The sequence below is a fragment of the Halobellus captivus genome (assembly GCF_007655485.1).
GTDB classification, from domain to species: Archaea; Halobacteriota; Halobacteria; order Halobacteriales; family Haloferacaceae; genus Haloquadratum; species Haloquadratum captivum.
The window spans coordinates 68,488-94,916 of sequence record NZ_VJXQ01000005.1; the positions used below are offsets into that span (position 1 = coordinate 68,488).

General features: G+C 55.6%; 15 protein-coding genes. 4 read left to right on the forward strand and 11 right to left on the reverse strand.

Going from position 1 to position 26,429, the window contains the following annotated elements:
• Positions 1–122: 122 nt before the first annotated feature.
• Positions 123–1,724: an alkaline phosphatase family protein gene (locus FJT57_RS12985; RefSeq protein ID WP_144905930.1), complete on the forward strand. Its 1,602-nt coding sequence runs from the start codon at positions 123–125 to the stop codon at positions 1,722–1,724.
• Between the two features lie 5 nt (positions 1,725–1,729).
• On the opposite strand, the gene FJT57_RS12990 is transcribed toward FJT57_RS12985, so the two are convergent.
• Positions 1,730–2,866 carry a glycosyltransferase family 4 protein gene (locus FJT57_RS12990; RefSeq protein ID WP_203229184.1) on the reverse strand — a complete coding sequence of 379 codons (1,137 nt, stop codon included), beginning with the start codon at positions 2,864–2,866 and terminating at the stop codon, positions 1,730–1,732.
• A complete protein-coding gene (locus FJT57_RS12995) occupies positions 2,863–4,107 on the reverse strand; it encodes a sulfatase (RefSeq protein WP_144905932.1) in 1,245 nt (414 codons plus the stop codon). Before FJT57_RS12995 ends, FJT57_RS12990 begins: the two co-directional genes overlap by 4 nt.
• Positions 4,108–4,343: 236 nt before the next feature.
• Here FJT57_RS12995 and FJT57_RS13000 point away from each other — a divergent pair, with 236 nt between their 5' ends.
• Positions 4,344–5,483, forward strand: a complete 1,140-nt coding sequence (locus tag FJT57_RS13000) for a glycosyltransferase family 4 protein (RefSeq protein WP_144905934.1) — start codon at positions 4,344–4,346, stop codon at positions 5,481–5,483.
• A 604-nt stretch (positions 5,484–6,087) separates the two neighbouring features.
• On the opposite strand, the gene FJT57_RS13005 is transcribed toward FJT57_RS13000, so the two are convergent.
• A complete protein-coding gene (locus tag FJT57_RS13005; RefSeq protein ID WP_144905935.1) occupies positions 6,088–12,513 on the reverse strand; it encodes an outer membrane protein assembly factor BamB family protein in 6,426 nt (2,141 codons plus the stop codon).
• A 439-nt stretch (positions 12,514–12,952) separates the two neighbouring features.
• Here FJT57_RS13005 and FJT57_RS13010 point away from each other — a divergent pair, with 439 nt between their 5' ends.
• Positions 12,953–13,153: a hypothetical protein gene (locus FJT57_RS13010; RefSeq protein ID WP_144905937.1), complete on the forward strand. Its 201-nt coding sequence runs from the start codon at positions 12,953–12,955 to the stop codon at positions 13,151–13,153.
• 394 nt (positions 13,154–13,547) lie between these two features.
• Here FJT57_RS13010 and FJT57_RS13015 read toward each other — a convergent pair whose 3' ends face one another.
• The 3 genes from FJT57_RS13015 to FJT57_RS13025 form a co-directional block, all read right to left on the reverse strand.
• Positions 13,548–14,402: a GIDE domain-containing protein gene (locus tag FJT57_RS13015; RefSeq protein WP_144905939.1), complete on the reverse strand. Its 855-nt coding sequence runs from the start codon at positions 14,400–14,402 to the stop codon at positions 13,548–13,550.
• A 332-nt stretch (positions 14,403–14,734) separates the two neighbouring features.
• Positions 14,735–16,192: a thiol-activated cytolysin family protein gene (locus FJT57_RS13020; RefSeq protein WP_162524353.1), complete on the reverse strand. Its 1,458-nt coding sequence runs from the start codon at positions 16,190–16,192 to the stop codon at positions 14,735–14,737.
• Positions 16,185–16,670 (reverse strand): hypothetical protein, encoded by a 486-nt coding sequence (locus tag FJT57_RS13025; RefSeq protein WP_144905943.1) that lies wholly within the window; start codon positions 16,668–16,670, stop codon positions 16,185–16,187. Before FJT57_RS13025 ends, FJT57_RS13020 begins: the two co-directional genes overlap by 8 nt.
• Positions 16,671–17,287: 617 nt before the next feature.
• Here FJT57_RS13025 and FJT57_RS13030 point away from each other — a divergent pair.
• Entirely contained in the window at positions 17,288–18,091 is an 804-nt protein-coding gene (locus FJT57_RS13030) for a winged helix-turn-helix transcriptional regulator (RefSeq protein WP_144905945.1), read from the forward strand.
• Between the two features lie 31 nt (positions 18,092–18,122).
• Here the strand turns inward: FJT57_RS13030 and FJT57_RS13035 are convergent, their stop codons facing one another.
• The 5 genes from FJT57_RS13035 to FJT57_RS13055 form a co-directional block, all read right to left on the reverse strand.
• The gene (locus FJT57_RS13035; RefSeq protein WP_144905947.1) at positions 18,123–19,898 is read right to left on the reverse strand and encodes a histidine kinase N-terminal 7TM domain-containing protein; all 1,776 of its coding nucleotides are present in this window, start codon (positions 19,896–19,898) and stop codon (positions 18,123–18,125) included.
• A gap of 107 nt (positions 19,899–20,005) precedes the next feature.
• Positions 20,006–21,118, reverse strand: coding sequence for a hybrid sensor histidine kinase/response regulator (locus tag FJT57_RS13040; protein WP_144905949.1), 1,113 nt, complete (start codon positions 21,116–21,118; stop codon positions 20,006–20,008).
• A 738-nt stretch (positions 21,119–21,856) separates the two neighbouring features.
• The gene (locus FJT57_RS13045) at positions 21,857–22,405 is read right to left on the reverse strand and encodes a DUF7504 family protein (RefSeq protein ID WP_144905951.1); all 549 of its coding nucleotides are present in this window, start codon (positions 22,403–22,405) and stop codon (positions 21,857–21,859) included.
• A 309-nt stretch (positions 22,406–22,714) separates the two neighbouring features.
• Positions 22,715–23,779, reverse strand: a complete 1,065-nt coding sequence (locus FJT57_RS13050; protein ID WP_144906144.1) for a pyridoxal-phosphate dependent enzyme — start codon at positions 23,777–23,779, stop codon at positions 22,715–22,717.
• A 508-nt stretch (positions 23,780–24,287) separates the two neighbouring features.
• Positions 24,288–26,429 (reverse strand): DUF3604 domain-containing protein, encoded by a 2,142-nt coding sequence (locus FJT57_RS13055; RefSeq protein WP_144905953.1) that lies wholly within the window; start codon positions 26,427–26,429, stop codon positions 24,288–24,290.

Below are 26,429 nucleotides of genomic sequence, written 5' to 3' on the forward strand. Positions count from 1 at the left end.
ATCAAAAAATGAGGTTGTGATAGGTTGGTTCCGACCAATGTCCTCCCGACCAATTTTGCTATCTTATAGATAGTTGGAATCAGTCAAAGAGTATATAAGGTAAATCGACTTTGAATGAGTCAATGGATTCAAATAATGTCATACTGATTGGTCTCGATGGTTTAGATTGGTTAGAAATTGAACCTTGGATTCAAGAGGGAGATATGGGAAATATAAAACATTTGTCTGAATACAATCAAGAAATCCAACTTGGTAGTACCCATCCACCATGGACTCCCTGTGCGTGGCCCTCACTTCTCAGCGGTCGTAATCCAGGTAAACACGGGATTTTTGACTTCTTCATCCAACAAGGGTATACTAAACAACTCGGAGATCGTTCAAATGTAGACTCAGCTTATCTTTTTGAAATAGCTGACGCCTATGATTTATCCACTATCATAATAAATTTCCCTGTTACCTTTCCTACCCAAAATCTTAACAATAGTGTAGTTATACCAGGCTATCTTGCCACAGAGGATGTTCAGTTTTATCCCACCAATCTTCGTAAGGATTATGAGAATGAGTACAGGGACTACTCTATCTATCCGGATGTGACAACCGATGAAGAGGCTGTTACAGAATATATAAATGTTGCACAACATCGCCGAGATATGGCTCGTTTCCTGAACAAACGGTATAACTGGGATTTCCTCGCTGTTCAGTTCCAAGTTACAGACACTATTTTTCACGATCTCACAAATCGTAACCAAATTCGACAAGTTCTAAAAGAGATCGACAACTTTGTTGACGATATCATCGATTTGGGTGGAGAGGACCCCACAGTGTTCATCACCTCTGATCATGGGATGGGCGACTACGATTGGACCTTCTACATTAACTCTTGGCTCGCGGAAAAGGGCTACTGCGAGACGACAACTGGCGAAGAACAGTACTTCCGACAGGCAAAAGACAACCTCAAAGAAGGAACCGAAGAAGTCGAATTCTCCATCTTCGGATTTTTCACGGGCATAGCCGTATCGACTCTCTCTGCAGTCGGACTCTCCCCACGACGAATTCACCGTGCACTCGGCAAAGTCGGCCTCGACAAGATCGTTGAGCGATTGCTTCCGGAGGAGGCCCTCGTCGCCGCCCAGAATCAGGTCGTCGACCACGAGAACTCGATCGCCTATCAGCTTCTGTTTAACAGTCTCGGCATCCATCTCAACGTCGAAGGGAGGGAACCCAACGGGGTCCTTCCCCAGAGCGACTACGAGCAGATCCGGTCCGAACTGATCGAGGAACTAAAAGACGTCCGCGATCCGGATGGAAACTTCGTCTTCGACGCGGTAAAACCACGGGAGGAAGTCTACGAGGGCAAACACCTCGAAGACGCGCCCGATATCTCGTTGTTCCCCCGGGACTACCGCTACGACGTCAGTGGGTCGATCCTCGACACCTTCCGACGGTATCCTCACAAGAACCACAAGCCGAACGGGATCCTGATCTCCAATCGTTCGCTCGGCGACATCGATCAGGCGGAGATTTACGACATCGCACCGACCGTTGCCGCAGAGTTGGGGATTCCCGTCGACAGTAATACGGACGGGAAAGTGCTCACGGACACGGAAGAGGAAGTCGAACGCCAAGACTGGGACGAGATCGCCGGTGACTACGCGACTACTCGGTCCCAACACGATACCTCAAACGTCGAGGACCGCCTCGCTGATCTCGGCTATATGGAATAGGCTACTCAGACGAGATCCCGATACAGGTTGTACGTCCGATCTGCCACTCCTTCCCAGGAATACTGGTTTTCCACCAATTCACGGGCGTTCTTACCCCATTCTTGGGCACGGTCCGGGTTCTTCAACACGTGGCGTATCGCGTTCGTCAGCTCCTCCGGAGATTCCGGTGGCACCAGATATCCGGTTTCGTCGTGGTCAACGAATTCCTCGATGCCCTCAACCGAGGAAGCGATCACCGGTGAACTTGCAGCCCAGGCTTCGAGGAGCGTGAGCGGATGCCCCTCCCAGACGGACGGAAGGACAAACACACCGGCAGACGCGTAAAACCGCGGAATCGACTCGTCGGACACACGTCCCTCGAACGAGACGTGGGAAGGGATTCCAAGCTCTTCGACTTGCGTTTCGAGTTCTTCGCGCTTCGGCCCGGTCCCGACGATTCGAAGCGTCGAATCCGGAAACTCGTCGACAAGGTTTGCGAATGCAGCGATAAGATCTGTCACGCGTTTCTTCGGGGCGAGCCGACCGAGAAACAACACGTCCTGCGTGCGGTCTGCTGCGACGTCGAATCGATCAAGATCAACACCGTTCGGGATCGCTCGCACGTCGTCGTGCCCCGTCTCTAGGAGATCAACGTGGTCGTGATTGACCGAGATGACTGTGTCGTAATCGAAGCCGAGGACGAATTGTTTCTCAATCCACCGCTTCACGCCAGCAAGTGCAGATTCATCGCGACCGACGCCGGATGTGAGCGCGGTTCCGTGAACGGTGAACACCGTAGGAACGCCGGAAAGAAATCCGGACGCCCGAGTCGGAACCGCAGGGAGAAATGTATGACCGTGAATCACGTCGTACTCTTCACGCAGCAACTTCGGGATCGGTGTCACCATCGATGAAATTCTTCCGACTGGATTCCAGTAGTCGGTACATGGGCGGATGCGATTAACAGTGACCTGCCCCGATTGATACCGTTCAGTGTCTGTGTACGCTTCCCCGTGCTGCGATAGCGCGCGTGTGTAGATATCGACGGTACAAGCGTGGTGCTTTGCGAGCGCTATTGCGAGCTCCTTCACGTGGACTGGTCCGCCGCCGGTTCGGGGCCACCAGTCGTCTTGGAGCATCGCGATCCGCAACGACTCGCTCATTTATACCCCAATGCGTCGAGACGCCGTTCGATTTCCTCGTCGACCTCCTCATCACTCCCAGCCGAATCGCCGTTCTCGACGCGCACTCGTTCCTCGACGTGTGCCTCCAGCTCGGACCGAAGCGACCGATCCGATTCCCCACCAAACTCGATCGTCCCGGTCTCCCGGTCGCGTTCGCAGAAGCACACCTTCTCAGAAGTCCGAACTGCATACCTTCGGAGGTGACTATCCGAATTCTCCCCGCGGGCTTGCGAGAAAACACGTCGATCTCCATCAATAGGATCCAGAAGCGAGACGCCGTCACCTACATCGCCGACCGTCGCCGCCACGTCCAGCGTGCTCACATCCCCCTCCTCGACCTCGCGCTCACCACCGGGCGGGCGTACGAACAGCGGCACGTGCGTGATCTCGTCGTGCAGATACCGCGGATGCTCGTAATACCCGTGCTCGCCGAACGCGTCGCCGTGATCTGCCGTCACGATAAGTAACGACTCCGCCAGCAACTCACGCTCCCGAAGCGCGCCCAAAAATTCTCCAATCTTCGCGTCGTTGTACCGGATCTCCGCGTCGTACAGATCCACCAACAACTGCCGTTCATCTTCAGATATCGATTCCGGAGCCGAGATCGCGCGCTGATACAGCGACTGGGCGTCCCGCCCCGATAATCCAGTATCGGAATATAGAGTAGAAAACTCCCCCGGCGGCTCGTACGGCCCGTGGGTGTCCATATAGTGGTTCCACAGGAAGAACGGCTGTTCTTCATCTAACGAATCCACCCACGACAGGGACCGTTCGTTGATCTCCTCGGCCCGCGCGTAGTGTCGGTTCCGGAGCTTGTCCAGTGCCCGCTGGGCCAGCGCAATCAGCTTGTGCTGGCCGAGATGCAGGTCGTCGTCGAAGTGGTCGAATCCCCGGTCGAAGCCGTAGGCTCTGGAAACAAACGGATTCGAGTGAAAGCCTGCGGTCGCATATCCCTTGTCAGAGAGTGTTTCTGCCAGTGTCTCCGACGCGAGGCGATACTTCGAGTCGATCGCGACGTCGGGATACTCGCCCGTCAAAAGCGCCGGAACGGCCTCGCGCGTGTGCGAACTCGCGCTGTAAGCGTTCGCGAACCGGATGCTCTCCCCGGCGAGTTCGTCGAGGACGGGTGAGGTCGCCCGAAAATAGCCGTAACAGGAGAGGTGATCCGCACGGAGTGCGTCCGCAGAAAGTAAGATGACGTTCTCCCAACACTCGCTCATCGAATTGATCCAATGTGTGGAGTGATATAGATGTTGCGTGAGCGGAACGAGATGCAAACCCGTTCGGCAGCACCTGACCGTGAAACGACTACAGGGGTTTCGAGGACAGTCCTAGCTTGACGGTGGTCGATCCAAGAGCCAAATGAATACGCATCGACTCGTGCTCATCGTCGATACATCTCCACAGAGCCGATACATCGAAAGACCATTATCGCTGTCCGACGCCACGTCGCATAATGCGCGTGGCGTTCGTGAGTAACGTGGTTTACCCCTTCATCACCGGCGGTGCGGAAAAGCGAATCCACGAGATCGGCACCCGCCTCGCCAGCCAGGGCCACGACGTCACCATCTATGGCCGACACTTCTGGGACGGCCCGGAAGAGATCACCCACGAGGGACTCACACTGCGAGCCGTCGCCCCCGAGACCGAACTCTACACCGACGATCGCCGCTCCATCACGGAGGCCATCGACTTCGCCACCCGATCCATTCCACCGCTCCGACGCCACCTCCGACAGAACGAACACGACGTCGTCGTCGCCAGCGTCTTCCCGTACTTCCCCGTCCTTGCCACGAAGCTCGCGAGTCTCCGGACAGACACCCCCCTCGTCACGACCTGGCACGAGGTCTGGGGTAATTACTGGGAAGAGTACCTCGGCCGCCTCGCCCCGTTCGGAAAAGTCACCGAACAGCTCACCGCCCGCACCCCACAGCACCCGATCGCCATCTCGGGCATCACCGCCGACCGGCTCGCCGAGATCGGCCCCGATCGCGACAGCATCGAGATCATTCCCAACGGCATCGATACCGAACAGATCCAAGATGCACCGCTCCCCGAGCAGGGCTACGATGTGCTCTTCGCTGGCCGACTCATCGAGCACAAGAACGTCGATCTCCTCTTGGAAGCGTTCGACGCAGTCGCCGAGGACCACGACGTCACGCTCGGCATCGTCGGCGACGGCCCCGAGAAGACCCGACTCGAACGGCAACGCGACGGCCTCGCGCACGCCGACCGGATCGACTTCCTCGGGTTCCTCGACGATTACGAGGACGTTCTCGGCCATATGCGTGCCGCTGACGTCTTCGCGTCCCCCAGTACGAGAGAAGGATTCGGCCTCACCTTCGCGGAAGCGATGGCCGCAGATTGTACGGTTATCGCGGCCGATCACCCCGACTCAGCGGCCGATGAAGTCATCGGCGACGCTGGCTTTCTCGTCGGCCCTGACGTGGAGAGCCTTCGTGACGTCCTGAATCGCGCCCTCGACGACGTGCGTCCAAAAGAAGATCCGCGCGAACGTGCCCAGCGGTATGACTGGGATGCCGTTGCCGACCAAGCCGAACGAGCGTATCGGCGCTCCGTGGACGGCTCGTGGTAACGCGTCAAGGATACATCTGTGAGAGCCTCCTGGAACCGTCCAGAATAATGTATTAGAATCTGACAAAATCCGGTCAAATCCATCGATAAAACACCCATTAGACGGCAGTCTCGATAGGGGTATCCCCCAGATTTATTACCCTATAACCCCTCCAAATATCCAGCCAATCAACAGACAGCGCCGAGGGCGTTCACGGACCATCACAGTATCCAAACCGGAATTCGGGGGTTGCTTTAAAAGGAGCCCGACGCCGTCCCCCGTATTTGGATCGTGATGAAGCGTGATAGTATCTGCAGGATAAGAGTCAATTGCTGCAGTGAGATAGTATATTTCGTGTACTTTTCGCCCGACTCCGGTGGTATTGAAATAATAAGGGAGCACCCGAAATATACTCGCATTCCGTATCTAGGTTTCCGTATCCGTTGGCGTAAGATGTAATCAGAAGCGTCTGTTGGCATCCGCTGAGACAAAAAGACTAGCGTGCTGGCTATTGGAGGTGCTCTGTCACAGAGTAACCGAATAGTCCTCTAAGTTGACACCGCAATCGATCGTTGGACAAAGAGCCACGTAATCGAAAAAGAAGCAAAGATCTCTCGGCGCTACGTCAGCTCTGTCGACGCCCGAGGACCAAAACGACAGCGAGCAGCGCAAAGGCTGCAGGTACGATACCGAATCCGGGCGCGTCCGTCGACGTGTCCTCATTAACAGTCACAGAACCGACCTCGACGGTGTTGCCAGTCGTATCGCTCTGGATAGTGATGTTGTATGTCCCTGAATTCGGGTAGTCTCGTGTGAGAGTGACCGTTCGATTGGAGTTCGCAGAGACGTTGTACTGTTGTTCGAGGAATACCGATCCCTCCTCGAAGAACGAGACGTTGATCGATTCTTCTTCGTCTCCGGTGTTAGTGAACGTCACGTTAATCAGGGCCTCCTCACCCGCCGTGATCTCCTCACGGGAGAGGTTGGCGTCGACAACCGTGACATTCGGTGGTTCTGCCGTGACGATTAGATCTTGACCGAGCGGGCTCACTTCGGTCGGTACCCCTCCATCTGGCTGCGCTTCGCGCCCATCCCAGATGAGAGCAATGAGGGAATCGCCCGACTCGATCCCTCCTAATTCATCGGTGGTCACCTCGATCGTTCCGTTTTCGGTGACGGTCTCTACGTGCATCCCATTGGGCAAGGTAGCAGTGTTTCCAATTCCCACGACCGCCCCGTTCGTTGTATTCTCAAAGCTGTATTCGATCTCAACCGTCTCTTGATTGGCAGTCACCGGGTCGTTGATATCGATTGTACCCTGCGGGACGCCACCTACCCAGAACGTTTCAATTTCCTGTACTGCGTCGGCGTTGTCAGCGTCAACCTCGAGAACGGCTGCGTACTCGCCAGCATCGACCTCGCCGACGGTTCCGACGTCGAAGGTGAACGCTCCGGTCTCATCTTGAAGCGCCCGACCATCGATTGTTTCCTCATATACTGGAACTCCATCCGATAAGCGTTCGATCTGCAAGGTCACTTCGAGCCCACGAGATTGGACACCAGCCGTTTCTATGACTTCGATCGTGACATCACCTTGGTCATCCCCGAGTGACCCGTCGGGGAACTTATCCGAGATGTCCGCGATTTCAAACTCAGCAGTCGGGGCTTCGGTCACTTCGAGCGTCTTGCTGAGAGGAACCGACCACTCGTCGCCAAACGTGTTCTCGGTCTCTACCCGCAAGTCATACGTGTCGTCTCTCGATTCGGGGAGATCAGTAACGTCAATCGTCGCAGTCCATTCCGTACCACCCGCATTCGTTGCAGGTTCTTCGAGGACGTTATTGAAATCGCCCTCGGCGACAACAGCTAAGTCAGTGATCTCTGCGGTCACGGGCACCGCGGGATCAGCGGTTCCTGGATCGGTAACGAACACACCGATGGTTCCGAATGTCGTGAGGTTGCTCGCAACGACATTCTGTTCGGTGTCAACCGACTGATCGGCGATCTCACTCCACGTTTCGTCGTTCGCATCGTAGCGCCAAAGCGAGAGATTCGATTCTGCGACGCCATCGAGGTGCGCTTCGTCGTAGTGCACCTTGAGATCGAGATAGGCGGCGTCACTCGCACCTCCGCTGACGGAAAGATATTGACCAAGCGCGTGGGCGTTCGGGTTCGGTGCAGGCGAGCGAACGGCTTCGAGATCAACGCTCGACGCCTCGAAAGACACAGTCACATCGGGGGCTGGAACCGCTGAAACGTCAGCTTCGACGGTGTTGCTCGCGTACACGACCCCATTAGAGGATTCCTCGCCTGTGGTCCGCTCTACCGTGATGTTCGGCGGGGCGCTGAGCGTGTAGTTCTCGGTGGTGACCGAGTTATCTCTGTAAAAGTCTGGGCCGTTGTATCGCGCGTCGACGTTCGAAACCTCGAATCCATCTGATTCCAGTATACGAAGGCCGTAGTAGCTTCTTCCGACGGTACTGTCAGTGAGAACGTTGTCGTCGCTCTGCTCATCGACATCGATACCGAAGAACGGGTTCGCAACCTCGGTGTTCGCGATCGTGTTATTCGAGGATGAGTCCAAAACGACACCCCCTCCAGCGTATAAGACCGTCGTGAAGTCGCTCTCATTCACGATGCTATCGTTGAGTCCGTCCGCCCAGATACCGTAGTAGCTGTTCTCGACTCGGACGTGACTGAATTCGCTGTTCTCGACGTTATCGATCCGGATCCCGGCGTTATCGACGGCGAACGACGCCCAGTCGACGAGGTACACGTCGTGGATAACGACGTTCGTGAGTTGGTCATCAGCGCCATTAAGATGGATCCCGTGTGCGCCATCGTCCATTCCTCCACCACCCGTAAGCGCGATTCCCTGACCGTCGAGTTCGACGTAGCTCGAGGTGATCTCAATACACGTTGAGCTGCTAAGTTGGCCGCCAGTAACGGTGTAAACGCCGGGCGTGTCGATCACGCGACAGCCCTCGAAATCCACCTCTTGTTGGATTGCAACTTCCGCGCTATCGGAATCATCAGGAGTAGTGACGGTGAGGTCGCCAATGCCCGCATCGCCAGAGCTTGTCGGGAGTGCAAGCGTTACCGATGTCTCGCCGTTACGACCGACGGTCACCGTTTCGGAATCGACAACCGTGCCTCCAAAGTCCTCGAGCTCGACAGCTCCAGTCGCTTCTTGGCCAGAGTTTGAGACGGTCGCCTCGACAACGACCGTATCGCCTTCGAGCACCGACTCGTTCGACGAGGTGATTTCGACATCGAGGTACGACTGCATCTCTTCAGTGTGGCCTAGCGTCGCCAATTCGACCCGAGAGTCGGCACTCGACCGCGTGAGGTTCGTGCTGATGGCGTGGAGGACGCCCTCGCGAACACCGTCGTCGCCGACAGTGTCCGGATCGCCCGGCTCAAAGTAGTCTGCACCCACGTAGACAGTTCCATCGGCGACTGTGGGGGACGACCGAACCCAGCCACCGGCATCGTAGATCCAGTGGGCGACACTCGTGTCTGTCCCGACCGCATAGAGATTCCCGTCATCGTTACCCACCAAGACGAGTTCGTCGTCAATCGTTCGGTGGAGTTCCCCAGGCGCTTCAACAACTGTCGGCGCTGCGCGCATCGGGGCTTGCGTCCCGAAAGTCCACATCTCCTCACCCGTCATTCCGTCGACCGCGTAAAGTGAATCTCCCCCGCCAGCGACGTAGAGTGTTCCGTTGTGGACGGTCGGCGCCGACGTGATTCCACGGTCGAGTTCAGCATCGACAAACGGGTCCTCCCAAATGGTCGATCCGTCAGTCGCGTCGAGGGCGTACACGTAACCACGATACTGGTTCACGTCCACCTCGAAATTCGGAACGAGATCATTCACTGGTACGTAGACAATCCCATCGGCGACCGTCGGTGCGTGGGGGATCTCATCATCGCCCTCCCATGTCCACGACTCGTCGCCGCTATCTGCGTCAAGGGCGTAAACGATGCCAACGGAATCACCCACGTACACACTCCCGTTAGTGACGGTTGGAGCGCTCGTCGGCGGCGTCGTAGTTTCGTAGGCCCACCGCTGAGTTCCGTCATCCGCGTCGTAGGCGAGCACGTAGCCGTTGTAGACGTCCCAATCACCGCGAGTCGTCACGTACACCGTATCGCCGTAGACAGTCGAGCCGACCGGCGACCGACCAAGAGTGATGTTCCACAATTCCTCGCCAGTATCGGCGTCGATCGCGTGGAGGTAGTGATCCGACGAGACGCCGCTCGACTCTCTGCTCGTGATGTAGACGACACCGTCGACGACTGTTGGTGAATCGTCGTCCGGGTACGGATCGTGGTGGAACGTCCAGACAGTGTCACCGGTATCAACATCGACTGCATACACCGTCCCGTTCTCGTCACCAACGTACGCCGTCCCATCGACGATAGTGGGCGAAGAGCTGTCGATCAAATCGTCAGTCGTGTACTCCCAGATCGACGTGCCTTCTTCGGCCACGTGGACGGTTGCAGTAGTCTGGTTCGTCTCGCCCGACGCTGTTTCGATCTCTAAGTGGACGTGATAGCTATCGTACGCATCGTAGCTATGGGTGACGACGGGATCGGATGTCGTCACCGTCTCACCATCGCCGAAGTCCCAATGGTACGAATCGATCGCGCCGACGGCACTCGAATTGTTAGCGTCAAAGGTCACCGTTTCGTCCGTATCAATCTGACCGGCAGGCGAGATCACAAAGGTCGCCTCGGGGCCGAGTCCCGCGAGTGATTGGACTTGCTGTTCGGGATCGTGCGCCTGCAGAATCGGATAGGACCGGTCCTCAGCAAATTTATCCGACGATTCGACTGATTCCCACGTACTGGTGAAATCAAAGTGAGACATATTCGATTCGGCCGCGGTCCCAATCATCGCGAGCGTCGTGAGACCGACCGCCGCGAATTCTCCCTCATTTGTTCCAGCACCGTCGGTTCTGTTGGTAGCCTCACTGTCCCAGTATGAATCCTCAATAGTGCCATCGTTGTCGCCGACGAGACCACCAGACTCATCATTTCCAACGACAGTCCCGACGGCGTACGACCGAGTCGCTTGACTCTCCTCGTTCCAGCCGATCAGCCCGCCAACACGGATATCCCCAACGACCGTACCAGTCGCAAAGGTATCCCTGATATAGGTTGCAGTGACGGTACTCGACCCGCTCAGCCGTCCGATAAGTCCCCCAGCGTTCGTGCCGTTGACTGCGACGGTACCGGTCGCAAACGAATCGGTCACAGAGGTATAGAGGCTCTGGCCGATCAATCCACCAGCGGTCGCTGGTGCCTGCACGTCTCCAGTCGCATAGGAGGTGCGCACCTCGGCACGATCGCTGTATCCGATGAGACCACCAACGTCTCGTCCCGTCGCAGAAACGTCACCAGAGGCGTGAGAATCGAGCACAGAGCCAATCTCATCTCCAAGACCCTCGTTTGTCCCTATCAGACCGCCCACATTGGACGAGCCTTCGACAGTTGCACTTGCCGAAGAATTGACTACCGTTCCAACGTTCACGCCGATAAGCCCACCCGTCGACGTAACCTCCGAGGTGACGACGCCGCTCACGGAAGTGTTCCTGACAGTGCCGTGGTTCTCAGCAATGAGTGCACCAGTCACGCCTCCCCCGTCGACGGAAACGTTCTCGAGGATCACCCGCTCAACTACTGCCCCCGAAGCAGTCCACGCAAAGAGCCCAGTATGTCCAGAATCTTCGGAGATCGTGACATTCGTGATCGCGTGCCCTTGGCCGTCAAATGTCCCTGTGAAGTGAGCATTCTCCGTACCGATCGGCTCGAAGCCATCACCGTCATTCCACGAACTATTGGCTGAAGCGTCGATATCATCGGTAAGGACGTAGTGGCGGTGGGGATACTCACGCACGGCCTGGAGTTCGTTGATATTCGAAACCAGGTAGGGATCTTCGAGGAATCCGCTGCCCGTCAGAAGGTGTTCGATAGCAGGCGTGGTGATCTGGGATTCGGCATCCAAACCTTGCAGGATCGGGTAGCCGTCGGCGCTTGCGTTTGGATGAGAATTATTGACGCTCTCCCACGTGCTCTGGAAATCGAATGCCGCCAGATACGTCTCCGAACTAGAACCAGTCATCTCTGGGGTCGAGAGTCCCTCGATGTCGGCAGTCCCGTAATTTTGATCGATACCGGTCGAGAGACCAGTCGTTTCGAGGTTCCAGTATGAATCCTCAACAGTCCCATCGTTTGCACCGATGAGGCCACCAAGGTTTGCGTTCGAGCCAGTGTCTACGACCGAGCCGGTCGCGTACGATTGCGTGACAGTCGCAGATTCGGAATTCTGGCCAAGAAGCCCGCCAAGGTCCTCTTCCCCCTCAACGTGTCCCATCGCGTACGTGTTACTGACGGTTCCGGAATTTGCCCCAGCGAGTCCACCAAAGGTTCCGTACCCTCCACCGAAGACGTCGGCCGTAGAGCGGGAGTTAGTAAGCGTTCCAGGAGAACTACCGACTAGCCCACCTGCGTACCCGTACGCGTGGATCTCGCCGGAAGTTGTCGATGCATCTACGTGCCCATTGCTCTTCCCAACGAGCCCACCAACATATCGTTCACCCGTGATGTCAACAGTGTCGAGATGGACACCTGTTATCGTGGCATCCTCACTCGTGACTCCGAATAATCCGACGTAGTTTTCCTCAGAGCGGTTGATCACTACGTTTGAGATCGTGTTCTGCTGCCCATCGAATGTCCCAGTAAACGGAGTCGCCTCGTCGCCGATCGGGTCGAATCCATCGCTACCGTTCCAGGTTGCCGTCGACGATGCGTCGATGTCGGCCCCCAGTTCGTAATGAGCAGTGAGATCCTCCGACATCGCTTGCAACTCTGCAACGGTCGTGATCACGTAGGGGTCTGTGGTCGTTCCCGCGCCATCGAGATGGTCAAGAGAAGTGGGATCCGGTTCAGTGAAAACCACAGCAGCCGCGAACCCCGGGGTCGCGAACAACGACAGCACCAGCAGAGTAGATAGCGTTACCGCGGAGACGGCCCTGAGATTCATTGTTCGCCTCCGGCATCAACGGTAGATTCCGTGAGATTCGATGGGGCGGACTCACTGACTGCGGCCGATTTCGACCGGTCAGTATTGAAAACGGATCGTAGAGTGGTGATCGCGTTAGGGCAGATCCAGAAACGCTCCTGTGGCGATGCTCGCCCCATTGGGACTGACCACCGCTCGTTGAATCGCTCTGAATCTACCCTAAATATCTGACATTCCCCAGTGAAGTGAATAAGAGTGCACCGTTCATAGCCTTTCACAAACATATTATCGCCAATATAACGAATAGACAATAATTGTTAATTGAGTGTGAGGTAAGGGAGAAGGATACCCAAAGGTAAGCAGGCGGTATTGTCTGGTGTCTCACGGGAGCGTCCGAACCGCCCCGACCATTCTGTGCAAATCCCAAAGGCCAAACATCGTTCCCCCGTATCCCACGTTAATGAGCGAGTCAAAAGACACGGATACGAAGCCAAAAATATCGGTTGCAGTTGTAGATGAGACACACGCGAACGAAATCCCGGACAATATCGACTCGGAACTCTATACCACAACAAGACCAGAGTCATCGTTAGTTGAGTTTACGGCCGACCCTGACGGTGAGTTGGCAGAGGCGCTCAGGCGGAACGGATTCGACGCGTGAACTGAACTATCTCGTCCTACTCAGCAGCCCTTTGCATTTTTCCTTGAGGGCGGGACTTCCTGTTACTACAGAGTACCTCAGGGTGTGACCCCGGAGCAGCTCACAGAGATCCAAGGCGCGAGCCCACGAGGTCAGTCGTGGCTCACTGACACTCGAATCTGCAGTCATATACCTGGGAGGCCGAGGGTTCAGACGTGTCGAAGTCAAGAACCGGAAAAAGCAACTGCTGCTTAAGCGATACCCCTACGAGGTCGATGGGAAGATCCGGATTTCGCCACGGCCGTGAATCACTTCGGGTCAACTCCCTCGAAAGAGCAACGCTCTCTCGTCACCACGAAATTCGAGGGTTTCCCAACGACCCCAAGGCACTCGCCGCACCTATCTATGAGGAAATTTACACGAGGAGGAAATCAGAAACAAGCATATAGAGCGTGACCGCGCTCGTTGCAAGGCTCACTAGTACGATGAGCAGCCCAGAGGTCGAAAAGCTGCCTGCAAGTCCGTCCTGGCCTTCATCCGATGCAAGAAAGGTGTCCGTCTCTTCGTCTCGTTGCAGTATCACCGATGCCGTGTTCTCGTCGGTCGGGGCACCGCGTGCACGGCCCATCACGAACACCTCCTCACCGACAGGGAGGTACGACTGTTTATACGAGCGCTGCTTGGTGCCTGAAGGGAGGTAGTCGTCTCCGTGGGTGAAGTCAGGGTCCTCTATCGGCTGGTGTCGCTTCTTCCGGAATGTATCCGAGTTCTCCGAGGAAATTGAATAGTCCAGCCCGTCATCACTAGGGATAAGCGCGACCCCAGTGTCGTCCTCGACGTAGTAGTCCACCGCCTCGCTGCCCCTCCCACGCCGCTCCGTCTCGGTGCTGACGACCGTGTTGCCGTCCTCGTCCTCTTTCTCGGTCTCAATGGTATCGGTGATCCGGTACCCATAGTAGACGCACTCATCGTCCGTGAATTTCGTTTTCAGCGGCTCCTCGACCGGCCGGACGGTTCCACTAATACCAACGCGCCCCGGTGTGACTGAGCCAATCGGTGCGGTCTCCGTCTCCTCGATGAGTTGCCCCTTCTGGTACCGACCATAGCCCAAGTACGCTCCAAACAGCCCCACCAAGAACACAACGGCAATCGGTATGGCAAGAAGTGGCTCTCCACCGGTGAAACTCTGCAGGGGGAGTATCTCAACCGAGAAATCCAAGGGCAACCCTGCGATCCCCGTCAAGAGCGTGTTACCTATGATTTCACTCACAGTTACTCACCTCGGTACAGTGGAGGAGTTTGAGATCGTCGTTCGGCGTGATGACGCCCCGTTCTTCGTGCGGTCGAATGCGATCGTCGGAACCGGCCATAGCGTCCTGTCGTAAGACGGTACGGATAACTGTTCGTCAACGATAAAGTAACCGCCTACGTTACCGCCAGGTTAGTTCCAGGGCACGGCTCAGGCCTGCACCTGAGCCAGCATCTTAAGTAGAAGGTGGCTCGTCCCGGAAAGTGATCAAATTCTGTAGAGAATTGAGTGATGAACGAACAGGACTGCGCCGTTCGAGAGCGCTTCGAGCTCGTATCGAAGCAACTGGCAAGCTAGTTGAACACGGGCCGCACTTTGAAAACCAGATCCATCGGGTCGTCATCGTGCCCAGTGAATCGCAGACGGTGATCGGCGTTGGATCCGGTGATCTCGCCAAGATAGACGTTCACTGCCTGCCATCCAGCGTGATTCCCGTCGACGTCGAGATTCGAGACGACGCGGATGTGGCCGTCCGAGTAGTCAATGGAGTCGGCCCCGCCCGGGAAATCGAGCGTCGCGGTGGCTTCGAGCGACCGCACGCCCGGTGTCTCCTCGATCGAGGTATCGTCTTCACCCGCTCGTTCGACGGCGATCTTCTCACCCTCTGACCGGACCCAAATCTGTTTGTCAGCTTCCTCTTCATCGAGGGGCGTTCCCTCGACAGACACCGTCGGTTCCCCTTCACTCTCACGTGGGTACACCCGGTTGCCACTCTCTCTCCCGTCGACTCTGATGTATCCGTCTACCGAATCAGAACTACCAATCAAGCCGGTGTTGTGATTCAACAGCCTGAAATCGTATACCTCGTAGGTAGTCGCCCTACGCTCACAGCTCCGAGCGGTGTAGTTCGTCGCCGTCGTAACTCCGGCATCAGATCCATCAATCAGGTACGTCATATGGTAGCTGATCGGTGCGCCAGGATGGTTGGGACCGAAACTCGATCCCTCGTTGATGATATCGTGAATATCCTCGATGCTGGTTGCAGTTACGGCTCGCCCCCCGGTATCGGCACCACCACCGAACACAGTCGCATTGATTTCCGATTCTTCGATAGTCTGTGCGTCCTCGTACTCGATCTCCCCGCCACCGCTACGACCCGGAGATTCGAACGCCGCTTCCACTGAGGTTTTGATGTCTGTGACCGACCGAGTAGATCTGAAGCTAAACAAGACGATGCGGCCGTAATTGATCCGATCGACGATCGCAGATGTCGGTGCGGGCGTCCGACCGTCTAAGAAGAACGCCCCCGGGTGTTCTAAGTCGACATCGATGGAGTAGTACACCTGTTGTAGTTGCGCGAGGATCTCGTGGACCTCTAGTTCCGACTCGTACTCGAAGTTGGCCTCGATCTCCGTCGTAACGCCCTCGTAGTGGGCGCCCAGCATCGTTCTCGTTGTCTCTTCGGAGTGCATGGTTTCGAGACTGTAATCCATATGAGCGGTTCCCTCCCCGGCAGCGGGATTGAGTCGGTCTCGTAGTTCGATCTGGGCGTCGCGGACGCTCCCGAGCGTCGGGTTCTCCACGATGAGTTGCGTTGAGCCATCGATACTCATCCCGCGGGGATTGATGGTGAGATTCAACGGTACTCGATCGGCCCTCACCTGCTCGTAGGCACCCGTTGGAATCGTTGCCGTATCGACGATGCTGCCCGGGTAGAACGTACTCTCGAGGCGGTCAAACATAATCGGTTCATCAAACCCAGCCTCGATGCGCTCGTCCGTCTCCGAACAGATCAATTCGTCGCTACTCATCGTCGTCCTCCTCATCATCATCTTCCTCGTCAACGGGGATGAGCTCGGCCTGGATCACTTGCGGTTCTTCGTTGACCTGATCGTCGATTTCGACGACTTCTGCTTGGACCACCATCGAGTCATTGTCTTCCTCTTCGGCAAGCTCGGCGACGAGATCATCACGGGCAACAAGGTCGGCACTGTATTCGAATTGGACCGTCTCACGGAGCAGTCTGATTTCATTATCGACTCCGGCTGGTGTGACCGATATCTCCACGCCGTCGCGAACGCCCTCGGAGATGCTGGGAGTCCCACCGCTGAAGCTCCCATCTTCGAACTCCGAGAGGTCAATCTCGTCGTCATCCTCCGTAGCAACATCCGCAGGGGATTCTGTGGGCCCGCCCTCGGTAGCGGTGCTGGTCGGAGTACTCTCTGCAGTTCCCCAAGTGATGCCGTCCTCGCCAATCGTAACTTGGGTACACCCCGACAGCGAGAGCATACCAGCGACCCCAACGCCCTGAATGAACGTCCGCCGACTCCGACGAGATCGATCATTTTCTCGGGCGTCCCCATCGGATTCGGTCGGAGGGGTGGTGTCTTCAAGACGATTGTTCTCCAAGCGTACCTGATTCTCTTTCGTCGTCATAGCTTTCCCAAAACGTGAACGGCCTATCGTGCCGATTCAGAGACAAAACAGGTCCGGTCACGTTGCTGAACGGTTCGTTTTCTCGGACTCTGGTAAGTATTCGCGAACGTTACAGTAACCGACTCACTTACCGCGACGTCAGGAACTCCACATCCTCAGCTAGTTGGCACGAGGCAGATCGTCCCCACAGTCGACTACCATTCGACCGTCTAGTGTGGGGAAGGTGGAGGCAAGCGTCAGGGTGGCGTGTAACTCAACGACGGTGTAAGCGGCAGGTCGAGACGAACTTGGCAGACGACGAGGTGACAAGCGCTCGCATCAACTTTCGACTGGACTAGTCCGTCCTCGACGAGGCGAACGCAGCGCCCGCGGATATCACGAGATACCTTCTTGATGTGGTTGTGTCACGGATCCCGTCCTCGAAGCCTACTCAACAAAACAAATATGTCAATTCAAGCCAGAGATTGGGTATGAATCGATTGGATTCCGAGATTCCACCTCGTAAACGGGTGGGATTGGAGGCACTAACACTTCTTTCAAAAAAGTGGAATCCAGTCGTCTTAGTCGCGCTTTCTCACAACGGGCCATCCGGATTCAATGAGTTACAAGACATCATCGAGGGTGTTTCGGGGAAAGTTCTCACCGAAACGCTTGATGCGCTTCAGGAAAGCGAATTGATCACACGACGGGAAGTTTCAGACTCTCCTCTTCGAGTCGAGTATGAACTTACAGGTGCCGGTCGTGATTTGGAACTGGTGTTCGAGGCACTTTCCGAGTGGGGAGATCGCCACCTTGAAAATGCGATACCGAGAGTACTCGTAGCTGATGGCGATCGCAGATTGACGCGGCTGTACGGGCAGTGGATGAGCGATCGATACAGTAGCGTTCGAACCCACAATAGAGATCAGTTCTTCACCCACTTTGAGGAGAACGTAGATGTCGTTATCCTTGATGCACAGTTGCCTGGAATAGAGATCCACGAGTTGATCGGAGAGATCCGCTCTGAGTGCCGTACAATTGTTCTCGTTGGGGATCGGCCAGAATTTGGGCTATTAACAGTTCCCTGTGATGATCTGCTCCGAAAGCCAATCAGACGCGAAACAGTACTCACGGCTGTCGAGAACCAACTAACCCACGATGATGACTCGATAGCGGAACGCGATGAGATTGCGCTCACTAACAGAATGGCCGTTTTTGAATCGGTATACTCACCGGAAAGGCTCGCTACATCCACGACGTATCGGGAGTGCCGTGATTCACTCAGCCGGGGCTAGTATCTCCGCGTGGTGTGTGATCCGAGAGATGCTATCGATCCGAGCTATTCGAATTTTCCAGGACGGTCACTCCTCGGAATTCGAATCGCGCTCCGCCATCGGTACCCTCAGTGACGAGAACGGCCCACCCGTGGGCCTTGGCGATCTGTCGGATGATACTGAGTCCGAGGCCGGTCCCATCGGAGGTGGTAGTGTATCCACGTTCAAAAACGCGGTCACGGTCCTCGGGTGGAATTCCGGAACCGCTATCTTCAACGAAGAAGCCATCGGGGAGCGAACCGACAGTCATCTGGATAGTGGCAGATTCGAGAGCTACTGTCGCAGCACTATTTCTTGCGTGATTCGCGCTGGTAAGTGAGGATGGGTGCTGCATTGAATCGGGAATCGCGTGCTCGATACCGTTGCGAAAGAGGTTTTCGAGTAACTGCAGCAATCGCTCATTGTCCGCGGCGATGGTAGTGTCGGCCTCAATCGTCAGTGTCGCAGTGGAACTCCAGACCCGCCGCCAAGCCGTCTCAGCCGCCTCAGATAATTCAACTGATGAAACGTCATCGACCTGTCGGCCAGTTCGAGCCAGACGAAGAAGGTCATCTACCAGTCGCTCGATCCGGTCGGTGGCCTCAAGGACTGATTCGGCGTATGAGGGATCACCAGATCGTATCGTGGCGTCTGCACTTCCCCGGATCTCCATCAGTGGTCCCTGGAGGTCGTGAGAAACGATCCCAGCGAATTGATCAAGGTACTCATTCTGTTTCAACAGTTGCTCTTCGCGACGTTTCTCATCGGTAACATCCCGAATAACGACGACACGTCCCAGCAAAGTACTGTCATCCGCAGATTCGATAGGCGAAATAGAGACCGCGAAGTGCTGTGCAGTCCCGTCGTGTTCGAACGAAATTTGCGTTTCTGTCTGCGTGGTGTCGGTGAACTTAGCGAGCGTCTCATCAGGAACCGAGTCGAAGAATTCGTCGGCTGGAATTCCCTCAGATGCGTCTTCGGCGTCGAAGCGGTGACCTGCTTCAGCGTTCCAATCGATCACGCGATCTTCGGCATCGATGATGACGACGGCATCGGACATTTCCTCAACGACGGTGTCTCTCGCAATGGGAACGATTTCGACAAATTTTGAACGATATAAGACCCAACCGAGCATAACGACACCGAGAGTGGCGCCGACCGGCGTCGGATCGAAGGGAAAGGGGAGCACCTCTGCGAACCAGAGGGCCGATGCCCCAAGACCGGCAATCGGCGTGAGTACCATAATGCCTGCTTGACGCCGGCGCAGTCCACTTGAATTCGCCCACTCCGCCCCAAAAAGAACTGCCGAAAGGAAGACAAGGACGTAGATAACGACAATGTGGACCCAGAATAGCGGTCCGCGCCGAACGTTCAGCCCGCCACCATCATCGACAAACGATGACGATAGATAGATGAGTTCGTGGAAGCCAGCGTAGTTGGTCACCAATAAAAAGAGGTGGGTAATAGCGAATACGCCCAACACGAGAAGAACAGACCTCGGAGCCGACCGCCCCGTGGAAAATTCGATCGCAACGAGGATCCAACCAGCGAAGCACACCGTAATAGAAAACAGTACGAGACAGTACAGCGCGAACGAACCGGCGTGAGTGTGATCGAAATAATAGAGACCGACACCGAAGAGCCACGCCGACACCGCCACGATCGTGAGCGCGAACCAACGGCTGGCGGGGCGCTTCGGATACCGAAGCGGTTGTCGAAGCAAGAAGAGAACCCCAACCGCCCCGAGTAAATACAACACCCGGAAGTGGACCTCGCCCACATCAAACATTTCAACGTACTATCTGTATCGAGGTATATCAAGTATTGGCTATTGATCAGAAGATAGATATAAAGGGCAGGAGATAGCCACCCACCGCTCAACCGGGACTGCGTGGTTCAATCCGGGGTCACTGACGAGCGTGTCCGCTCAAGTGTTACAGTCATAACAGTGCCAGGTGAGGAGTTATCCGTGATCTCAATGCTGCCGTCGATACGCTCCAAGACTGTCGTAACGAAGAACAGATCTGAGCTCAACCGAGATTGAGCTGCGGTCCGGGGATCAGACGCATTGATCGCTTCTTTTTTTGAGTCGGGAAATTCGAGATCATCGTCAGTGATCGCCACTGAGACATCGTTATCAGTCGCAGTTACCGTCATATCAATTCGAGACGCACGCTCGTTAGACTGCAAACTGACATTTGAGAGCAGATGTGCAAACACGGATCCAAGAAGTGGAGTTCCAGAGACTACCAGCGGATCATCAGTCGACGTATGCCACTGCAAAACAATGTCGACATTATGTTGTTCTTGAAATTGGTTGATTTCTGATTCGAGTACAGCCCGAAGATCAGAAGGGCCTCGCTGCGCGAAGGGTTCGCCGTTGAGAACGTCCATCAAATCCGCGACGGTATTTGTAAGCTCAAGTGCGTGCTGACTCGTATTAAATAGAGATTCAACGGTGTTCTGGTCTGTTGGGCCAACGGCAGCCTCAATCTGATCGATCAACCCGACGATGAGACCGATATCATCTCGAAGGTCGCCCCGAAGAAGTTCGTTGGCCACCGCAAGTCGAGTATTCCGATCGCGAAGTTCCTTGGTGACGCGACTACGCTCGATGGCGTACCGAAGCGATCGAAGTAACAATGGCGCGGTAATACGCCCTTTGAGCAAGTAATCCTGTGCACCGCTCCGTATCGCCTCTATCCCGGAATTCGACTGGCCAGTGAGTACCACAACAGGCAATGTTGGAGCGTGTTGAACCATCTTTTCGACAGTTTGGATACCGCTACTATCGGGGAGTCCAAGATCCAGAATGACGATATCGGGCGACAACGAGTCGACCATATCACGGCCATCAGCAAATGTGTCGACGTGTTCTACAGCTTCGATCTCAATCGGCCGGTTGTCATAATTTCCCACGCGGAAATCAGTAAGTAGTCGCTTCACAAACCGAGCGTCGTCAGGGTCATCTTCTACCAACAATAACCGCACACCGGTCGCCGGTTGCATACGGCTATTGTTTTCCTTACGAATACTATACGTTACGATATGTGAAGTTGTTAATAATACCAGTATGGGAAGATACTATCGGTGATCTTTTTCTGTCACATCGAGACCCCAGCGCCCGGATCACTGTGATTGGAGCGCTTGTCGGGTTATTCGCGCATCCAGGCCGTTTTGTTTCTCCTGTTCCCGCATTCCCTCGAAGCGCCCTCAAGGGCATATGGTAACGCCCGCAGTCCAAGGAATTGCTCGTAGAGCAACACTTTTGCGACCAGTCCCGAATAGTTCACGTAATGTCACGGTATCCACGAAGCGTTCGGAGCGCACGGGTGAAATGTATCGGGTGCAACGCTCCCGCTGCGGAGACTATCGAAGGCCGATACGTCTGCGTCGAATGCGGATCACCGGTCGTTGAATAGGCCTTAAATTCCCTACAATGAAGTCCTTCCCGTCCACAGCAGGATATCTGAGACATTTCTGCGAAACAGCCCGTTTGTCGTTTTCGAACGGGGAAGGGAGAGGGGGAAACGGATAGTCTGCACTGACTACCCAACCGGCTCTTGCTAATAGAATCGCATAATTGTTAGGATTTTAACTCGATGAAAGGCCTGTGACTGCGGAACGGTCCCACTCAGTTCACAGCGTCTCAGGACAAAGGTCTGCGCGATGGTCGTTGGTCACTGACGGGAAAAGCCGCGGGCCGTAGCTCCAAGTTGGTTTACAGACGAACCAGCCCGAGCCAATCTAGGCAGAGAACAGGTCCCGAATTGTATCGATTGTCTTCGCTGTATGTATTTGCGGCGTGAAAGAGAACCGGCCGACAGTCCCATAGCGTTCGAAGAGACTGAGACACTCACGAGTGAATCGGACGGTGTCGTTGAGAGAGACATACTGGAGCATAGCCGACAACGAATCCACAAAGACCAGTGTAGGGTATGTTTCCGCTTCTACACGGTCGAAGAACTTGGTGAGTTCGAGTCCGGCCTGTTGAATGTCCTTGGGGTTTGATATGTGAGTAAACGTCGTTTCGTACCCGATTGATTTACCATACCTCTCAATCGTTCCCGGTTTTTGCCGTCGGTATCCGGCGTACAGAATCGCGAGTTCGTCGATAGCTTCTGCATCTTGGTCCCGCCACAGTTCGACGCGTTCCTGTGGCGAATAGAGATAGTCGAGATGCAAGACGCGGGTGTTGGGTGATAGCTGCGGAAGTGAAGCGATAAATGCTGATTGATTTTCTCGATAGAGGTCCCGTTCGATGAGGCGAATATCTTCGCTGGAATCGGATCCCATTGATCAACAGCTAATCATTTTTGAACAACGGTATATATTGTTGTTTATCGTTGAGATCCTCCCCACACTCGAAGGCGAAGATTCCCGAGGGTGTTGGGATCCGAGGGTTCGAGGTGTGCAACCTGATCTCGTGGGACGAAACGACCCTCACTACGGTCGAACAGGTGAACCACTGACTCTGCCAACCAGCCGTTATCCCTATCGCAATCCCCAGAACGCAAAGCGTTCCGGTGTACCGACGAGACGCAAGGCGTCTCGTCAACGCCATCCGTGACGATACTTGGAGAACCGTTTGTCGAAAAAGTTGAGTCAGTGTGCAGCAAGTAGCGAGTCGAGCAGCGACGGCAAATCCGCTCGACTCGTCCGCTCGGTGCTGATCGACGCGTCGCCAGTAGCTTCCTTGAATCCCGTCCCGGTCGGCACGATCACAGCGGACTCATCAGAAGCAATCACACCGCGCTCGGAAAGTTGTGTGAGGCCCGCTAATGGTGTCGCCGCTGCAGGCTCGACACAGAAGCCACCAGTAACAGCGAACTGTCGTTGGGCGGTCTGAATCTCCGCATCGGTAACCGACACGACCGCGCCATTGGTTTCACGGACAGCCGCGAGCGCCCGAGCGCCACTTGGTGGATCTGGATTTCCGAGCGAGTGCGCGATTGTCTCCCCAGTTTCGTCAGCAGTGAGGGCGGTGATGTCCGTCGCACCCATTTCAAAGGCTTGCGTTATCGGATCAGCAGTGGCAGTCTGGACAAGATACAACCTCGGGAGCTCCTCCAGCAATCCAAGCGTTACGAGGTCGCGGAGTCCACGCCAGATCCCTGATGCGAACCCTCCGGAACTCGTTGGCAGCACGATCGCATCAGGTGTGTCCGGGGCGAGTGACTCGTAAATCTCGAAGACGACCGTTTTGTACCCGCTAATGCGGGCTGGCGCATCGCTGACGAGAATTGAAATCGGGAGCGAGTCTGAGAGAGACAACCCATCGGCATACAGCGCCCCGTAGTCGCCGCTGACCTGCACAATCGTCGGCTCATACTGTGCGATAAGCTCCAGGCGAGCGGACGGGGTCTCCTCAGGGACCAACACAATACACTCTCGATCGAGGCTGGTTGCGTGAGCGGCCGTGCTGATCGCCATATTTCCGTACGAGATAGTGCCAATGACATCGGTGCCTGCCTCAATAGCGTGTGGAACCGCGACAGCACTGCCTCGATCCTTATACGCTCCAGTCGGATTTTCGCTCTCGTCTTTGACGTAGACCCGACAGCCAGCAGCGCCATCAAGTCCGTAGCTTCTAACGAGCGGGGTGCGTCCTGCAGCACGAGCGACTCCGTTGGGCTGCTCGATCGGCAGCAGCTCCTCGTAGCGCCAGATACTCTCGACATCCGAGCAGTCTGCCCACGTAAAGTCAGTACTGGGTGTGTCGAACCAGAGCGGCTCACCGCACGCACATCGGACGCGCGTTTCGTCGCCGTAATATTCTCCACACCGAAAGCAGACCAAAGGAGGGCACATACCGTGTGTTACACAACTCACTCGGAAATATGTCTTCTTTGCTCGACGGGAGTGATTGAGGAAGAGGCCGGTTGGCTCTGTTGACCGGTGATCCATTACTGATTCGATAGTGTCATATCCAGACAGAGAAGGTACAGGTCGAACGTGAAGTTCCAAGTCCCTAGAGAAACCGGTAGTTGATGACATTGTCACCAACTTGGAGTGAGACTGTCCACCAAGTTCGTCGTGTCAGCACCAAGTGTACTCGTAGAAGAGTTCTAGCGGCGCCTGCGGGGAACAGAACAGAACTCCGTCCCTTCAGTGGAGTGGAGTTCATAAGAGCGCGAATACGTTCATCCCTCCAATTGCTCAGTATAGGAGAGGCCAGTCACTCATCCCGTCGGACGGTGATCGGTGAACTCCAAGCCATTTCGCCATCGGCCTGTCGAACCCGAATTTGATACGCGTAGGTCCCCGGACTGGGGTCATCCGTTAACGAAACTGTGAGATCACGGTCTGTGGGGGTTCCAATACGCCGACACGTCAGCCTCGTGTCGACGTCGCCGAGGTCAAGGTGTTTCTCGGTCAGGTCACCAAGTGAGAACTCACCGCTGTACGGTCCCGTCCGAACTGCGAGCGTCCCCGTTGTCGACCCCTCAACACCAAAACGAACACCCTGGTAATTACCTGCAGTCTTACTGCGCCATTTAGCGTGCGTCGAGGAAACTCGCTGGAGGCCGTGTTCCGGATGCTGGAAGCCAAATTCTTCCATATCGGTGAAGCGTCCGTCAGAAATTGAGACCCCGCCACTCCAGTCACGAACTTTGTACCGATCTTTCGATCGGGCCCCCGTCCAGACAAGCTCAAATCGATCATCCCCAGTCGTACAGTCACGACTCGCGATACATTCGCCGTCACGCATAAGATCGAGTTGGGTGATCGGAGCCGTTCCCGCTACCGTTACGTCAAGCGTTAGCTCATTCTCTACCGTTACCGTTCCCCCCATCGGCGTTTCATCAACCGTCACAGCAAGGTGAATACGTGCCCCTGTCGTCGCATAACAGCGGCTTGAATTGAACGCAGTCCACAACGACTCCCGGGTGAGGTCTGCATTGGGAACGCCCATCAGACCGCCATCAACCAAAAAGAATCGATGGTTGGTTGGGCGACTCGCACCAGGACGACCGGTGTGGTCATCGCTTCCGCCGACGACTCCCAGATGATGCCCGCGTTCGACCGCTTCTCTACCGAACCACTCGAAGACTCCCCAGACAGAAACGAGTTCAAAGAACGGCGTCAGTGATTCATCGATAATATCGAGCGTCGCGGGCCGTCCCCCCTGGTGGGGAATGATAAGGACGTCATCCCGGCCCTGATAGTGATCGTAGAGGTCCTCCGCTTTTGAAATCCCCCGGTACTGTGCGGACTGATCGTCGAGTTGCCAGTGTGAACTTCGCTCAAGTGTCCCTTCACTCCCGCGGAAGTAGACGTTGTGATCGCCTCCGTTCGGCGTATTCGCCGACCACTCGTAACCGAGGAACGTTACGAACTCACCGGAGGCATTGTTTCGTGATACCACGGACTGCAGTCGCTCCCAGAACTCATCCGTAATCTGGAAATCGTTGCCGACGTGGGAGATGAAATCGAGGAACGCTCGTTGCCGTGCGAAATCGAAGTACTGTTCGACGGAACCGGTCCCGACTGTCTCTTCTGATTGTCCGTGAAGGTCTCCCCAGCGAACTGGCGCAGCCGGAACGATGGGATTCGTAGTCGCGGAAAGCCGATCTCCGCGTACGGTCCATCGCTGCGGAGCCGTCGATGCAGGGTCCGACATCGCGAGTGTCACCGTTCCCGTCCCGTTAGTCACGTCGATCGGAGAGAGTTCCTCACCCGTAGATGATTCAACGGTCAGTGGTGCCGCGTAGTCGACAGCGACGTTCCCCCATTCGTCCACGGCCCGGACTGCAATCCGGACCGTTTTTTCGCGAGGTTGGGCAACCGCCTCAAGAGCTGTCGCGGGGCCAGGGACGATGTCGACCGTGAGAGTGTCAATTTCGACGTATTCGGCCGTTCCGAAAGGGTCAACGAGACCGACGAAGACGAATTCGTTCTCGGGGAACGTCTGTGCTCGGATTCCCATACTCCCAACTGTGGTATCACCCAGTGTGAGGGTGACCGTGTCGCCTTCTGCAAGCGACCCGTCGTTGATATCGATGACAATAGCGTGTTTTACCGGCCGCGTGTGGCCATCTGGGTCGAAACGTCCTGTCACGGTCGCATCGCCGCTCGTTGTAACCGTACAGTAGTTGTCACCGTTCGAATCGCTAAACTGCGGATGACCCCAGTCGCTCGTCATACTAGTCGCAACTTTCAGAGCGCTCCCGTCGTCCATCCCCAACTCTCCAGCCGTGAATGTCAGCTCCCACGTCGCATAATTCCCTGCGACGACACTATCCGGGCCGTCTAGTTCGAGTGTCCCACAAGCGATACGTTCTGAAATCTTCGAGTTTATATCATTGCTTTCTGTCAT

Excerpts from the sequence above, each read along its gene's own strand:
- FJT57_RS12985 (WP_144905930.1), top strand. The coding sequence starts at position 123 with ATGGATTCAAATAATGTCATACTGATTGGTCTCGATGGTTTAGATTGG.
- FJT57_RS12990 (WP_203229184.1), bottom strand. The coding sequence starts at position 2,866 with ATGAGCGAGTCGTTGCGGATCGCGATGCTCCAAGACGACTGGTGGCCC.
- FJT57_RS12995 (WP_144905932.1), bottom strand. The coding sequence starts at position 4,107 with ATGAGCGAGTGTTGGGAGAACGTCATCTTACTTTCTGCGGACGCACTC.
- FJT57_RS13000 (WP_144905934.1), top strand. The coding sequence starts at position 4,344 with ATGCGCGTGGCGTTCGTGAGTAACGTGGTTTACCCCTTCATCACCGGC.
- FJT57_RS13005 (WP_144905935.1), bottom strand. The coding sequence starts at position 12,513 with ATGAATCTCAGGGCCGTCTCCGCGGTAACGCTATCTACTCTGCTGGTG.
- FJT57_RS13010 (WP_144905937.1), top strand. The coding sequence starts at position 12,953 with ATGAGCGAGTCAAAAGACACGGATACGAAGCCAAAAATATCGGTTGCA.
- FJT57_RS13020 (WP_162524353.1), bottom strand. The coding sequence starts at position 16,192 with ATGAGTAGCGACGAATTGATCTGTTCGGAGACGGACGAGCGCATCGAG.
- FJT57_RS13025 (WP_144905943.1), bottom strand. The coding sequence starts at position 16,670 with ATGCTCTCGCTGTCGGGGTGTACCCAAGTTACGATTGGCGAGGACGGC.
- FJT57_RS13030 (WP_144905945.1), top strand. The coding sequence starts at position 17,288 with ATGAATCGATTGGATTCCGAGATTCCACCTCGTAAACGGGTGGGATTG.
- FJT57_RS13035 (WP_144905947.1), bottom strand. The coding sequence starts at position 19,898 with ATGTTTGATGTGGGCGAGGTCCACTTCCGGGTGTTGTATTTACTCGGG.
- FJT57_RS13040 (WP_144905949.1), bottom strand. The coding sequence starts at position 21,118 with ATGCAACCGGCGACCGGTGTGCGGTTATTGTTGGTAGAAGATGACCCT.
- FJT57_RS13045 (WP_144905951.1), bottom strand. The coding sequence starts at position 22,405 with ATGGGATCCGATTCCAGCGAAGATATTCGCCTCATCGAACGGGACCTC.
- FJT57_RS13055 (WP_144905953.1), bottom strand. The coding sequence starts at position 26,429 with ATGACAGAAAGCAATGATATAAACTCGAAGATTTCAGAACGTATCGCT.